The following is a 13,271-nucleotide window of genomic DNA, read 5'->3' as shown; positions in this document are numbered from 1 at the left end:
TTAGCGGAGGCTGGCCGGGTTCTGCGGCGAGGCCGGCTGCGAGGTGCCGCCACCGAAGAGGCCCTTCGCAGCGTTCGCCGCGCTGCCGCCCGATAGCAGCTGTTGTAGGAAGGTGAAGTCCTTGCCGCCCGTCGGGGTGACGCGGGTAATCGTATCGAAAATCTTGCCGTCCTTGAGGGTGTAGTTCGCACGGCGCGTAACGATGCCGTCCTTGTCGAAATAGATCGCCAGCACGCTCTGATCGACCACCTTCAGCTTCTGGAAGGCCATGGAGCGCTCGCGGCGCTGCGAGATGTAGTAGAAGACTTCGCCATCGAACGTCGCCGTCGTGGACGGGGTGCCGAGGGATAGGAGAACCTGCTCGCGGCTCGATCCTACTGGGACGAGATTCAGCGACTGCTCGTCGGCGACATATCCACCGTTGAGGACGGTTTGTGTCTGGCAGCCTGAAAGTCCGGCGGAGGCGATCATGATGGCAATAGCGGCATTGCTGAGGAATTTTTTGTCAGACTTGAAATACCGTTTCGTCAACGACATCTACTCCCTAAAATTATGAATGGCAGCCACCGGCCTCAGATCGCTGATGCAAAACCATTGTGGCCATTCCGGGGAGAGACATCCCGTTGGCTCATGCGGACAGAAGGGGTGCTGTCCCGAAAGTGGCCACCTTCGGCATTGCAATTCGCGCCTGCTTCGGTAAACCAGCTTTCGAAATCATGCAACAAGGCCGGACGCCGCTTGGCGCCCAGAATGAGGCCTTTCCGGAAAAAACGATGATCTTCGGGCTCTTTGGCAAGAAAAACAACAACCAGGTAATCGTAGATCGGCAATATCAGGCACTGACGTCGGCCGCACGGATGCCGGAATTCTATGAGCGCTTGAATGTCCCGGATACGGTGATGGGGCGTTTCGAGATGCTTTCGGCGGTGATGATCCTCTTCTTCCGGCGCACACGAACCTCCGGGACGAGCGGCCAGGAGATCGCGCAGGAAATCGTCGACGCCTTCTTCCAGGATATCGACTACTCCATCCGTGAATTGGGGATCGGTGACAACACGGTTCCCAAACGCATGAAGAAGCTGGCCGGCATGTTCTATGGCCGCCTGGAGGCCTACGCCAAGGCGATGGACACCGGGGATGCCGAAGGACTCGCTGCGGCGCTCGTGCGAAACATTCATCCGAAGGCGAATGAGCCGGTGGATATGCGCGGTCTCGCGGACTGGATGTTTGTTGCCGAAGACCATCTTTTGTCTCAGTCGGAGGACGTCATAGCGACAGGCTCGGCGACACTTCCGAAGGTAGCGTGAGGAAGAGACGATGAAAAACAAAAGAGACGACGTTCCGTTCTCCTACCTCGTAAATGTAGGTCATATATCGGCCAATCCTGTCGAGGTGCATCTGGAGGCCGACAAGCGCGAATTGGCAGCCCTTGCGGACAGTTGGAGTGTCCTATCGGTGGACAGCTTTGGTGCTGACCTCCAGATCGGTCGGTGGAAGCGGGATGGTGTGCGCATCAAGGGCAGGGTGCGTGCCAACATCGTCCAGTCCTGCGTCGTGACCCTCGATCCGGTCCCATCGGAGATCGACGAGAGCTTCGAGCAGATCTTCGTGCCGGAGAATTCCAAGCTTGCGCGCCGGCCCGCCAATGATGCCGGCGAAATGGTGCTGGACCCCGATGGCCCGGACCTTCCCGAAAGCTTCACCGGCGATACGATTGACGCAGGTGAGGTGGTTACGGAATTCGCAGCTCTTGCGATCGATCCCTATCCGCGCAAGCCCGGTGTGGAGTTCTCCGGTCACATAGAAGACACTGGAGAGAACGATAAAAAGCCGTCTGCCTTCGCCGTGCTGAAGGATTGGAAAAAGGACTGAACCCCGTTGGGGATTTGACACAATTCAGTTGTAAGCGACGGGAAAACCGGTATTTTGGCCGAAATTTCGCCCGCCGGAGGCGAAAAACAAGGATCAGGGACGCGTGATCAGAATTTCTATCGACCTCATGGGTGGCGACTTTGGTCCCCAGGTTGTCATCCCCGGCGCCGCCAAGGCACTGGAAAGACATCCCGATATTTTCTTCGTGATGTATGGATTGAAGGAACAGTGCGAGCCGGTTCTCGACAGGTTTCCGAAGCTCAAGGAAAAGACCGTTTTCCACGACTGCGAGCTGGCCGTCCGCATGGACGAGAAGCCGAGCCAGGCGCTCCGTCGCGGTCGCTATATCTCCACCATGTGGCGGACGATCGAAGCGGTGAAGACGAAGGAAGCCGACGTCGCGGTGTCGGCCGGCAATACCGGCGCGCTCATGGCGATGGCCAAGTTCTGTCTGCGTACGATGGCCAATATCGAGCGGCCGGCGATCGCTGCCATCTGGCCCACCTTGAAGGGCGAGAGCATCGTTCTCGACGTGGGCGCGACGATCGGCGCGGATTCGCAGCAGTTGATGGATTTCGCGCTCATGGGCGGGGCAATGGCCCGTGCGCTGTTCGAGATCGAGCGTCCGTCGATTGGCCTGCTGAATGTCGGGGTCGAAGAGATCAAGGGCCAGGAAGAGGTGAAGGAAGCGGGGCGCCTGCTCCGTGAGGCCAACATCGACTCGCTCGAGTACTATGGCTTCGTCGAAGGCAACGACCTGGGGAAGGGTACCGTCGACGTCGTCGTGACCGAAGGCTTCTCTGGCAATATTGCTTTGAAGGCGGCCGAAGGTACAGCGCGGCAGATCGGTGAGTATCTGCGCGCTGCAATGTCGCGCACGCTGCTTGCCAAGATCGGCTACTTCTTCGCCAAGGGCGCCTTCGACATGCTGCGCGAAAAGATGGATCCGAGCCGTGTGAACGGCGGCGTCTTCCTCGGCCTCAACGGCGTCGTCATCAAGAGCCATGGCGGCGCCAATGCCGAAGGCATCGCTGCCGCCATCGAGGTCGGCTACGACATGGCCAAGAATGGCCTCAATCAGAAAATAGAAAACGATCTTCAAAAGTATCATGCCAAGCGGCTGCCCCCGATCGGGCCGGAAGCCGCATGAGCGACGGGGTTTAAGCAATATGATCCGTTCAGTTGTTCGCGGGTTCGGAGCCGCACTTCCGAAACGCGTTATGACCAATCGCGACATGGAAGATGTCGTGGACACATCGGACGAATGGATTGTCCAGCGTACGGGCATTCGCCAACGCTACATCGCGGGCGAGGGCGAGACGACATCGTCGCTCGGCGAAGCTGCGGCGCGTGCTGCGCTCGACAAGGCAAGCCTGACGCCAGCTGATATCGATCTTATCATCTGTGCCACCTCGACGCCCGACAACACATTCCCGGCGACTGCCGTCAATATCCAGAACCGCCTGGGCATGCACCATGGCTTTGCGTTCGACGTACAGGCCGTCTGCACAGGCTTCGTCTATGCTGTGACAACGGCCGACGCCTTTATCAGGGGCGGTCTCGCCAGGCGCGTGCTGGTAATCGGCGCCGAGACCTTCTCGCGCATTCTCGACTGGAACGATCGCACGACCTGTGTCCTCTTTGGCGATGGCGCCGGGGCGATCGTGCTGGAGGCTGCCGAGGGCAAGGGCACGACCGCTGATCGTGGCGTGCTGACGGCGCACCTGCGTTCCGATGGCTCCCACAAGGAGAAGCTCTATGTGGATGGCGGTCCCTCGACGACTGGCACGGTTGGCAAGCTGCGCATGGAGGGCCGCGAAGTCTTCAAATATGCAGTCGGCATGATCACTGACGTCATTCAGGCCGCCTTCGACGCCACGGGAACGACCGCCGACGATCTCGACTGGCTCGTGCCACACCAGGCCAATCGCCGTATCATCGACGGTTCCGCCAAGAAGTTGCATATTGCACCTGAGAAAGTAGTCATTACGGTTGATCTCCACGGCAACACGTCTGCCGCGTCGATTCCGCTCGCGCTGGCCACGGCCGCTGGCGACGGCCGGATCAAGGAAGGCGATCTGGTGATGTTGGAAGCGATGGGCGGCGGCTTCACCTGGGGCGCAGCACTCCTGCGCTGGTAACCCGAAAATCCAAAAAACTACCGACGAACAAGAGCTTGACCGTGAGGCGCAAGACAAATACTCTTTGTCCGCTTTCATAATATAATTGGCAAATGGGCGGGGAAACCATGACCGGAAAGACAGTGACGCGAGCAGACCTGGCGGAATCAGTTTTTCGTAAGGTCGGTCTTTCAAGAACCGAATCTGCTGAGCTCGTGGAAACTGTCATTGACGAGATTTGTAACGCGATTGTTCGCGGCGAAACCGTCAAGCTCTCGTCTTTTGCGACGTTCCAGGTGCGCGACAAGAATGAGCGCATCGGCCGCAATCCGAAGACTGGCGAGGAAGTACCGATTTCTCCCCGACGCGTCATGACCTTCAAGGCCTCCAATGTCTTGAAGACGCGGATCCTCAAGGCGCATACTCTGCGCAAGACCAAGCAGAAGGCCGCAAATCCGGCTTCCTGATTGAGCTGAGGAGAGGGAGGTCCCTCTCGCTCGACGACAACAACCTGCAATCTTCCCTGAACGATCTGTGCGGTATTCAAGAGGTGACTTGAATTCGCGGCGTCAAACCGTTGAAATATGATGAGTCGCGGCTCGGTTCTGACGTTCGTGAGACACAGCTGCGCCTTGTCAGCCGAACAGACGCGCGGCGCACCCCGAGACCGCGTAGGGAGTAAGGATGTTGGATAAGAGCCCCGATGCGTTCCGCACCATCAGCGAGGTGGCGGACGACCTAGACCTTCCACAGCATGTCCTGCGCTTCTGGGAGACTCGGTTTCCTCAGATCAAACCGATGAAACGCGGCGGCGGCCGCCGCTACTACAGGCCCGAGGATATTGATCTTCTGAAGGGCATTCGCCACCTGCTCTATGATCACGGCTACACCATCAAGGGCGTGCAGAAACTTCTGAAGACCAACGGCAACAAGTTTGTCATCTCCATCGGGCATGGCGATCTCGCCAGCGTCCAGGCGCTGACGGGCGGCCCGCCGGAGGGCGGTGATGCGGCCGAGCCACGGGTCGGAATGTCCGAGGAGGATCAGGTGGTTGGCCGCGCGAAGCCGCCGATCACACGCCGCTTCTTCAATTTCGGCGGTGGCGATGAAGAATCCCCGGAAATCTCGATCGGCAAGTCGAGCGTCGGCAAGGAGGATCGAGCGCTGCTTCAGGAAGCACTCTACGATCTCCTCGAATGCAAGCGCCTGTTGGATCAAGTTCGCTGATCCAATTTACCGGAGCGCCTCGATGGCTTAGTTAGTGAAGCATCGCCCGCGCGTTCGGACGGCCTCTGCCAAACGCATCGTAGTCGGCGGCGAGCGTAATTCCAGTCAGTACCAAGGAAACCTTCGTGACCGCGTCTCATTCCGTTCCCGGCAAATTCTATGACGCCTTCCTGTTCGATATGGATGGCACGCTCTTGAACTCGATCGCGGTGGTCGAACGCGTCTGGACGGAATGGGCTATGCGGCATGGCCTCGAGCCAGAGGTTTTCCTCAAGACGATCCATGGCATTCGCGCCTCCGACGTCATTCGCCAGCTGGCGTTGCCAGGCGTCGATCCGGAGTATGAGGCAAAGCAGCTACTGAAGGAGGAGATGGAGGACGTTGGAGGTATCGTCTCGATCCCCGGCGCGATCGATTTCCTGAACAGCATTCCACCGGCAAAGTGGGCGATCGTAACCTCGGCACCGATCGAACTCGCCCGGCGGCGCATGGCCGCCGCAGGCATTCCGACGCCCGTGGCGATGGTGAGCGGTGAAGAAGTGGTAGCCGGGAAACCGAGCCCGGAGTGCTACCTGCTGGGGGCCAAGCGCCTCGGAGTCGATCCGACGAAATGCCTGGTGTTCGAAGATGCCGTTGCCGGAATTCTCGCAGGCGAAGCGGCGGGCGCGGATGTGACAGTCATCACCGAGACGCATACGACGCCGTTCGCAACGCCGCACTTTTCGATCTCCGACTATCGGGAGTGGCGTGTCGACACCGGCCCAGACGGGCGCGTTGCGCTGGTCAGATAGCGCGCTAGTGCTTGCGCTGTTGCTGCGCCTGCTTCTTCATGCGCTCGAAAGCAGCAATCATTTTTGCCTTTACCGAACCCAGCGTTCCCAATTCATGTCCGCAGGTGAAGCAGGTAAGGATATCGGTGTCGAGCGGTTCGGGCCGCTCGAATTTCATTCGGGTGTTCCTGCATTTGGGGCAGGGGATCTCAATCTGCATGGTCTTATCCAAAGTCTCGCGTTTCCGAGGTTTCTTATTCGCGGAGGGCCGATCGAGCAAGCGTTTTCGACCACGACCGAGCACTGACACTTCCCGGCGTTGGCAAAAATCAAAATCGAGATGATGCTACTGGCAAGCGAAGAAAGTCGAGTAGCCTCCGACAGTGGCCACTCCCGCGTATCGCAGATTAGGTCGAAGCAGATTCGTGTTATGGCCCCAGGAGCGCCTCCAGCCAGCAAAAAGCTGCTGCGGTGTCGTATACCCCATCGCGACATTCTCTGAACATACCACACTGAGCCCAGCGGCTCTGGCTTGAGCCGATCTCTGGCGGAAACCATAGTGGCTCATGCTTCGCCGAGCTGCCTGGTAGCGGCTATGCTGCTGCGCCAGGGCTTTCAAAGTGCCATTTGCGGCGAGGGGAGACAGGCCACGGCTCGCCCTATACGAATTGATGAGAGCGAGCGTCTGGGAGCCAAAATCGCCTGTCATCGTTGGTGGTTGCGCTGCGCTAATGCATGCCGAACTCAGAACCACAATTGCTATTGTCTGTAGCGTCTTCATTGTCGGATTTCCCATCTTGGCAAGAATTCGCCTTTGGCGGGCCTGAGCAGACACAAAGCAAACGATCCAGGCAACCATAAACGGGCATGACGCCTCGATTTTCGATGTCGAGCCGAAATGTAGATTCCAACGAGCTGGCCAGCTGGGTGATGTCAGGAGACGCTCAGAGGACAAGCGTCAGCTGACGACCCCATTCTGCCGGCACATATTGTTGAAGTTTGTTTGTGCGCTGCCTTGGGCCGTCAGGGTAAACGAAAAGGCCGCTCTTCCCGTCGCACTTGTGTTTCTCAAAACACCGGCGAAGGGCTCTCCGCCAGTAAAGGCACCGCCCTTGTTCTTGGAGTCCACTATGCCGCAAACATAGACGATCCCGGGCTGTCTCTGTGCCGCCATCATGCTCTTGAACGTCGCACTGGAGGGATCTTTGAGGTAGCTTCGAACTGTGTTCTGAATGGCAGAAACCTCGCCCTCCGAGAGGGTATACGGGATTGTCTGCTGAGTGACGCTTCCGCAGGAACTAAGCAACAAAAGGCCGGCGATCATGATTCTCTTCATGTGCTCCCCCATGAGGGCGTCAAACGACAGGCCCCCCGCCAAGAAAATCTCTTCTAGCAGTTGCTAAATCAAGCCAGTATTTCGACGTATCTCGATGGGAACTATGAGCCGGGGTCCGAAACAGGCTACTTACAATTCAGAAGTTTGTGACTCTCTTTGCCTCTAGTCAAGCCTCGCGTTCAAAGCCTTTCGTCACTGCCGGCAAGCGTTTCGATTGCGATCGCCACTCTGAGTGCGCGCATCTTTTATCGGAGGGACCGCACATATTTGATTGCCGACATGCAAAAGACGCTCGCTGGCCTGATTTGCTGTGAGACGCAGGTCTCACGGACGGCAGCGGAACTGCCGTGTTGGGGTGGACGGCTCCCAACGGCATCGCAATGTGCCAGAATGAGTTCGTTGAAAGCTCAATCGAAGGAGACCGTCCGTGGAAGAGATTATCCGAATTGGCATGGATACGTCAAAGAGCGTTTTCCAATTGCATGGCGTGAACGCAGTCGAGCAACCAGTCCTTCGCAAGAAGCTTTCGCGTAGGGAGATGGTGAAATTCTTCGAGAAAACGCCGCCGACTACCATCGCACTCGAAGCCTGCGGAGGTTCTCATCATTGGGCGAGGCTGTTAGGTTCGTTCGGTCATGAGGTGAAATTGATCGCGCCTCAATTGGCAAAGCCCTATGTAAAACGCGGCAAGAACGACGCGGCGGACGCAGAGGCTTTGTGTGAGGCGATGAGCCGCCCCACAATGCGGTTTGTGCCGGTGAAGACTGCGGACCAGCAAGCGGCATTGATGCTGGTCGGTTTGCGAGAGAGACTCATTCGCAATCGAACGCAGCTCGCCAATGCCATCCGCGGCTTTGCCATGGAGTTCGGCATAGCCGCAGCCAAGGGCATGTGCCGCATCGAACCGTTGCTCGAGCGGATTGCGGCTGATCAATCCCTGCCTGCATTGGCCCGCGAGCTTTTTGCCATGCATGGCGTTGAGTATCGCGACTTGCTTGCCGAAACGAAGGCGGTCGAGGAAAAACTGACCGCGTTGCATCGCTCCGATGAATGCAGCAGGCGCCTGGCCCAAATTCCGGGTGTCGGGCCGGTCGGCGCATCGCTTTTGATGATTAAGACCCCAGATCCGCGGCTATTTAGATCTGGTCGAGATTTTGCCGCCTGGATAGGGCTCACACCAAAAGACCATTCGACTGCAGGCAAGGTCAGGCTTGGGGTGATCACCCGTGCCGGTGACGAAATGCTGCGAAGTATATTGGTGGTGGGCGCCACTTCTCTTCTCCAGCACGTCAGAGCAGGTCGAAGCAGGCATGCTTCCCGATGGCTTATCGAGCTCCTGCAACGGAAAAAACCGAAATTGGTGGCCGTGGCGCTGGCCAACAAGATCGCCCGTATTGCTTGGAAGCTCATGGTGAGCGGCGAGACTTACAGGCGTACAGAAGGACAAAGCGCAACAGTTTAATTTAGGAGATTGGCCATCACGGTGAGCAGGGACGTCACCGTGCTGAGCTGATGCTGTGAACTTGCAAGTGAAGAGCAGATGGTGCGATCGATCGATCCAAGACGCGTGACACTCCGTTAATTCCACTGGCCTTTTAAGGTCGTTGCCGTGTTAGGAACGCGCGTTGCGGAAACCATCTTGGCCAGTGGTCATGTGCGACCACACACAAAGGCCGCACATATGGAAGCAAGCGATCCGATCAAAAATATCTGCAGAAAACACTTGCAACAGGGAGCCGTCCACATATGGAACTTCTGTTGCAACCCCACCTATCCCCGGCTTTCGTTCCTTTTTATTCCTCATGCATGATTTTTCCCTTGCGCCGGAAATTCCAAAATACTAACAGGATCAGGCCGTTTCGGCAGGTCGGGGCGTAGCGCAGCCCGGTAGCGCACTTGACTGGGGGTCAAGGGGTCGCTGGTTCGAGTCCAGTCGCCCCGACCATTTACATAGTAACCTTCGGCACCCCCAGCAGCCGATGGTGATCTCTCTCTCATGGCTAGCCTTGCCGAAAATCAACTGCGACGCAGTTGCCCTTTTCCTGTCAGTGTTTCTGATGTCGGGGCAGCACAGATATATCGCTGATAGAAAAATTTCTTAATCACTCGAATAATTATTAGTTTCATGTAATATATGTTCGACAACTGTTGGTGGACGACCTATGGCCAACCGCGAGGCAAGCGAAACATGCCGGGAAGCTCTGGCGGAGTCCTTCGAGGCTCTGGTCGAGAAGGCCATATCGTCGGGCTGGTCGGAACAGGAAGTCGCACTGGCACTGACGGACCTCGCCGAGACCTATCTGGTCAAGGTCGGCGCAACGGTCATCATCGAGGACTCAATCTATTCGCAGCTTGCCTTTGAGCGGCTGAAAAATTGAGGCGGAAGTCGCCCATCAGACCGGCCTGAAACACGCCGTTCACATATATGTTTCCGTTGGAAATGTTCGGTTGATAAATCACCGGCTCGGGCGCATAGTGCCCGCATCGTCGGCTATGGATGGGCGGTCGACGTCAATGCTAGTGGTGTCATTAGCCCTCATGGAACCTGTGGCGTGATGCTTAAATCCCCAGTTCTTCCACGTGACCTGCCACTTTTCTCGGATGATCTAGACCTCCTGTCCGGAGTACTTGACGATGTCTGCCGGGACAGGGGACTTGCGCGCGATACACCGGCTGCCGAAGTCATCGGCGCGCTCCTGATCCAGCTCTACCGACAGGGCGTTAGGGACAAGGGCAAGCTTGCCGCCCTCGCAAGGGCTTATTTGTAATTTCGGAACCTGAAGAGCGCCCGACTAGTCGTCGTTTGCCGCGTTGAGATTTTCCGGGCGGATCCCTTCGTCGATCCCGGTACGTGCTCGCAGCCTGACGCCCGGTCCGCCTTCGTCATGGTTGCCGCTGGCGATGAAGATGATGCCCGCCGCCTCCAGCGCTTGTTTGACCGCGAGCAGCGCATGCGGCTCGCCTTCCCGCTCATCGCGCTCCATTATTTCGATGGTGGCAGCGGGCAGACCTGAGGCGGTTGCCAGTTGCTCGATGCTCATTCCGGTCATCGCGCGGGCGCCGCGCATTTGTGTCGCTGTGATCATGAATCAAAGACTAGCGCGTCGGCGCTCGTTCGCAAGCCCGATGTGAAGCGCCATTGCGTCTATGGCGCTGTTCCAGCGCGGCGCAGCCCCAGACCACACCGAAAAGCAGATAGACATGTCGCCAGTGATCGATGTCGATGACGTTTCCGATTGCCACATGCCCTAGCACTCCGATCCACGCGATCATCAGATAGGGCTGCCAAGGCCGATCCTTCAGCAGGTTCCTGAACCCGAGATAGATTGTCCAGCAGAGCATGGTGACGTAACTGACAAAGCCAAGCCAGCCGTAGCTCGTCAGCGACTTCAGCCAGACATTGTGCTCATCCTCCGGAAACATCGTGCCGAAGACCAGCGGACCGATTCCGAGCGGTCGTTCCATCATCATCGTGAAGCCGATGCGGTGGCGCTCGAAGCGACCGAGGTGCTCACCGTCATACTGCTGCACGAGCTGGGCGCGCGTCGAAAAGAGCGCACTGACCTTCGGGAACTGCAACGCGACGACCAGCGACGCAACCAGCAACATGATCGCCGCAAGCGACAGAATCAGGATGCGCAGTCGAAACGCGCCGCTGCGTTCCTTGAGTAGCATGCAGAAGATCAGCAGGAGAATCCCGGCGGCAAAGAGGCCCCAGGCCGCACGCGAGAACGACAAGAAAACGCCCAGTGCCAGGATCAAGAGCGCTACCGCTTTGATCGGCGACGTCCTCAGATTGCCGACAAGAATGGCGTGGACAAGGTAGAGCGATGGCGGGATCAGGAATGGGCCAAATACGTTCGGGTCCTGGAAGGCGCCTTTGGCACGATCGTAGAGCGTGAAGACCTCTGCGCCGGGGAAGGCGTGAAAATAGCCGAGTATCCCGAGCAGGGAGGTGATAACGGCGGCGAACGCCCAGGCATTGAAGATGAGCGGCAGGCGCCGAGGGCTGTCCTCGACGATCGCGGCATAGAAGAGCGCAGTCAATGCGAGGAACGTCGAGACCGCGACATACATTGGCCCGGTCCCGAGGTCCTTCATCTGGGTCAGCGAGAGCATGCCGCCGATGTTGAAGGCAAGCAGCAGGGCAAGCAGCGGCGCTGTGAAGCGTGAAATCCTGAGACCGAGGATGAACCAGATGCCGAGAAGGGCGGCCATCCACAGCTCGTAGGGCGCCGGCTCATCGATAACGAAGCCGGAGAGAAAGACACCTAAGGCAACCATCGCCGAACCGATCAGCCGCACCGTTGCTCGTTGTGGTTGAGCAACGCGAAGATGTGTCGCCGAGGCCGCGTTCAATAGGCGTTTTCCGTATTGAACAACCGGAAGGGCGTGAGGAACAGGATTTTCAGATCGAACCAGAGCGACCAGTTCTCGATATAGTAGAGATCGTAGGCGGTCCGGAACTTGATTTTGTCGTCGTGATCGACCTCGCCGCGCCAGCCGTTGATCTGCGCCCAACCCGTCACCCCGGGCTTCACGCGATGACGCGCGAAATAGCCTTCCACGACGTCGCCGAAGAGGCGGTCCTTCGCCTGGGCCAGAATGGCATGTGGGCGCGGGCCAACCAGCGAAATGTCACCCTTCAACACGTTGAAAAGCTGCGGCAGTTCATCGATCGAACTCTTGCGGATGAAGCGTCCGACGGGTGTGACGCGTGGATCGCCTTTGGTGACCGCGGCACGTCCGGTGGGGTCACCCTTGTCGGCATACATTGAGCGAAACTTGAAGATCCTGATGATCTCGTTGTTGAAGCCATGACGGTTCTGCATGAAGAAGACCGGCCCCTTCGAGGTGACCTTGATGGCGATTGCCGTTGCAAGCATGATCGGCCAGAGGAGCGCCAGGGCGAGCAGCGTAAAGACAATGTCGAAACAGCGCTTGGCAACCGAGTCCCAGTCCCTGATCGGCTTGTTGAAGATATCGAGCATCGGGACAGACCCGATGTGCGAATAGGCACGCGGGCGAAAGCGCAGGCGATTTGCGTGCGCAGCAAGGCGAATGTCGACCGGCAGCACCCAAAGCTTCTTCAGCAGCTGCAGGATGCGGGCCTCCGCGCTAAGCGGCAGGGAAATGATCAGCATATCGATACGGGTAATGCGTACAAACTCGACCAGTTCGGCGACCGTTCCGAGCTTCGGATAGCCGGCGACCATGATCGGCGACCGTTTCTCGCCGCGGTCGTCGAAAATGCCACAGATCCGGATGTCGTTGTCGGGTTGCTGTTCGAGAATGCGGATCAACTCCTTGGCCGGTGCCCCGCCACCGACGATCACCGCGCGGCGCTCCATGATGCCATTGCGTGACCAGTTGCGGATACCGTAGGCCGTCAACAAGCGAGCGGCGAGGAGGACGATTGCGCCGGCAATGAACCACGCAAAATGTGCTTGCGGCTGTGCCCGGCCGATGTTGCCGGAGAGTACGCTTGCAGCCGTGACAATCAGGAAGACGGATGCCCACACGGCAAGGACTCGCGGCAGCAGGCGCATGCGGGCGCGGAGCGCTGGGATGGAGTAGGTGTCGGCCGTCTGGAGCGCACTGACGAGGAGTGCCGCAACAACGGTGGCAGCGATCGCCCGCCCTGCAAGGGTTTCGCCCCCGTTCCCGGGCCAGAAGAGGAATGCAAGCAACCCGACGAGAAACTGTGAGGCGAATTCAAAAAGTCGGAACTGACCGATAATGATGGCCGGCGAGCGGTTTCCGGTGCTGAATTGCTCGGCGATCTGACGGGCATAGGCGTTGATCGGCTCCGGTTGAACCGTTCCATCCGCGCCTTCGTCGCGTCGATGGATGTCGGAAACCTGCTTCCGCAGCGCTTCCAGGTCAAACTGCTCGCTTTTCTCTGCCTTGTTCATGAGGCTACCGCCGCTGGTTATCACGCCGGCA

17 protein-coding genes and 1 tRNA gene are annotated in these 13,271 nt (G+C 58.2%); 11 read left to right on the top strand and 7 right to left on the bottom strand.

What is annotated here, in order from left to right; all coding sequences use genetic code 11:
• On the bottom strand, window positions 1-537 hold the full coding sequence (locus AC1DE4_RS07325; protein ID WP_018116900.1) for an outer membrane protein assembly factor BamE: 537 nt from the start codon (window positions 535-537) through the stop codon (window positions 1-3).
• A 179-nt stretch (window positions 538-716) separates the two neighbouring features.
• Between AC1DE4_RS07325 and AC1DE4_RS07320 the strand changes: the two genes are divergently transcribed.
• The 7 genes from AC1DE4_RS07320 to AC1DE4_RS07290 all read left to right on the top strand — a co-directional run bounded on the left by AC1DE4_RS07320 (window position 717) and on the right by AC1DE4_RS07290 (window position 6,010).
• A complete protein-coding gene (locus AC1DE4_RS07320; protein ID WP_192241830.1) occupies window positions 717-1,307 on the top strand; it encodes a ubiquinol-cytochrome C chaperone family protein in 591 nt (196 codons plus the stop codon).
• A gap of 10 nt (window positions 1,308-1,317) precedes the next feature.
• Entirely contained in the window at window positions 1,318-1,872 is a 555-nt protein-coding gene (locus AC1DE4_RS07315; RefSeq protein WP_018116898.1) for a YceD family protein, read from the top strand.
• Window positions 1,873-1,975: 103 nt separating this feature from the next.
• Window positions 1,976-3,022 carry a phosphate acyltransferase PlsX gene (gene plsX, locus AC1DE4_RS07310; protein WP_025661225.1) on the top strand — a complete coding sequence of 349 codons (1,047 nt, stop codon included), beginning with the start codon at window positions 1,976-1,978 and terminating at the stop codon, window positions 3,020-3,022.
• 19 nt (window positions 3,023-3,041) lie between these two features.
• Window positions 3,042-4,013: a beta-ketoacyl-ACP synthase III gene (locus AC1DE4_RS07305; RefSeq protein WP_026372141.1), complete on the top strand. Its 972-nt coding sequence runs from the start codon at window positions 3,042-3,044 to the stop codon at window positions 4,011-4,013.
• Window positions 4,014-4,120: 107 nt separating this feature from the next.
• Window positions 4,121-4,459, top strand: a complete 339-nt coding sequence (locus AC1DE4_RS07300; protein WP_007531489.1) for an integration host factor subunit alpha — start codon at window positions 4,121-4,123, stop codon at window positions 4,457-4,459.
• 217 nt (window positions 4,460-4,676) lie between these two features.
• Window positions 4,677-5,219, top strand: a complete 543-nt coding sequence (locus AC1DE4_RS07295; protein WP_018859820.1) for a MerR family transcriptional regulator — start codon at window positions 4,677-4,679, stop codon at window positions 5,217-5,219.
• A 125-nt stretch (window positions 5,220-5,344) separates the two neighbouring features.
• Entirely contained in the window at window positions 5,345-6,010 is a 666-nt protein-coding gene (locus tag AC1DE4_RS07290; protein WP_018859821.1) for an HAD family hydrolase, read from the top strand.
• A 4-nt stretch (window positions 6,011-6,014) separates the two neighbouring features.
• Here the strand turns inward: AC1DE4_RS07290 and AC1DE4_RS07285 are convergent, their stop codons facing one another.
• From AC1DE4_RS07285 to AC1DE4_RS07275, 3 genes are all read right to left on the bottom strand, one after another.
• Window positions 6,015-6,167 (bottom strand): hypothetical protein, encoded by a 153-nt coding sequence (locus tag AC1DE4_RS07285; RefSeq protein WP_018116344.1) that lies wholly within the window; start codon window positions 6,165-6,167, stop codon window positions 6,015-6,017.
• 168 nt (window positions 6,168-6,335) lie between these two features.
• The gene (locus tag AC1DE4_RS07280; RefSeq protein WP_246733624.1) at window positions 6,336-6,698 is read right to left on the bottom strand and encodes a CAP domain-containing protein; all 363 of its coding nucleotides are present in this window, start codon (window positions 6,696-6,698) and stop codon (window positions 6,336-6,338) included.
• Window positions 6,699-6,947: 249 nt separating this feature from the next.
• Window positions 6,948-7,325, bottom strand: a complete 378-nt coding sequence (locus AC1DE4_RS07275) for a hypothetical protein (protein ID WP_037090569.1) — start codon at window positions 7,323-7,325, stop codon at window positions 6,948-6,950.
• Between the two features lie 427 nt (window positions 7,326-7,752).
• Here AC1DE4_RS07275 and AC1DE4_RS07270 point away from each other — a divergent pair, with 427 nt between their 5' ends.
• The 4 genes from AC1DE4_RS07270 (at window position 7,753) to AC1DE4_RS07255 (ending at window position 10,093) form a co-directional block, all read left to right on the top strand.
• Window positions 7,753-8,787 carry an IS110 family RNA-guided transposase gene (locus AC1DE4_RS07270; RefSeq protein WP_477880802.1) on the top strand — a complete coding sequence of 345 codons (1,035 nt, stop codon included), beginning with the start codon at window positions 7,753-7,755 and terminating at the stop codon, window positions 8,785-8,787.
• Between the two features lie 406 nt (window positions 8,788-9,193).
• Window positions 9,194-9,270, top strand: a tRNA-Pro gene (locus AC1DE4_RS07265).
• 217 nt (window positions 9,271-9,487) lie between these two features.
• A complete protein-coding gene (locus AC1DE4_RS07260) occupies window positions 9,488-9,703 on the top strand; it encodes a hypothetical protein (protein WP_029792597.1) in 216 nt (71 codons plus the stop codon).
• A 177-nt stretch (window positions 9,704-9,880) separates the two neighbouring features.
• A complete protein-coding gene (locus AC1DE4_RS07255) occupies window positions 9,881-10,093 on the top strand; it encodes a hypothetical protein (protein WP_018859824.1) in 213 nt (70 codons plus the stop codon).
• A gap of 24 nt (window positions 10,094-10,117) precedes the next feature.
• Here AC1DE4_RS07255 and AC1DE4_RS07250 read toward each other — a convergent pair whose 3' ends face one another.
• From AC1DE4_RS07250 to AC1DE4_RS07240, 3 genes are read right to left on the bottom strand one after another with little or no spacing between them, the layout of a single operon-like run.
• Window positions 10,118-10,411 carry a DNA-binding protein gene (locus tag AC1DE4_RS07250; protein ID WP_018116340.1) on the bottom strand — a complete coding sequence of 98 codons (294 nt, stop codon included), beginning with the start codon at window positions 10,409-10,411 and terminating at the stop codon, window positions 10,118-10,120.
• A gap of 10 nt (window positions 10,412-10,421) precedes the next feature.
• A complete protein-coding gene (locus AC1DE4_RS07245; RefSeq protein ID WP_477880800.1) occupies window positions 10,422-11,684 on the bottom strand; it encodes an O-antigen ligase family protein in 1,263 nt (420 codons plus the stop codon).
• On the bottom strand, window positions 11,681-13,240 hold the full coding sequence (locus AC1DE4_RS07240; RefSeq protein WP_192241821.1) for an undecaprenyl-phosphate glucose phosphotransferase: 1,560 nt from the start codon (window positions 13,238-13,240) through the stop codon (window positions 11,681-11,683). The genes AC1DE4_RS07245 and AC1DE4_RS07240 overlap by 4 nt, the downstream gene beginning before the upstream one ends.
• Window positions 13,241-13,271: the final 31 nt, after the last annotated feature.

It is taken from the genome of Rhizobium sp. 10N414, from assembly GCF_056394785.1.
The sequence above is the reverse complement of the archived record's forward strand: the minus strand, read 5'-3'. Positions and strand labels throughout refer to the sequence as shown.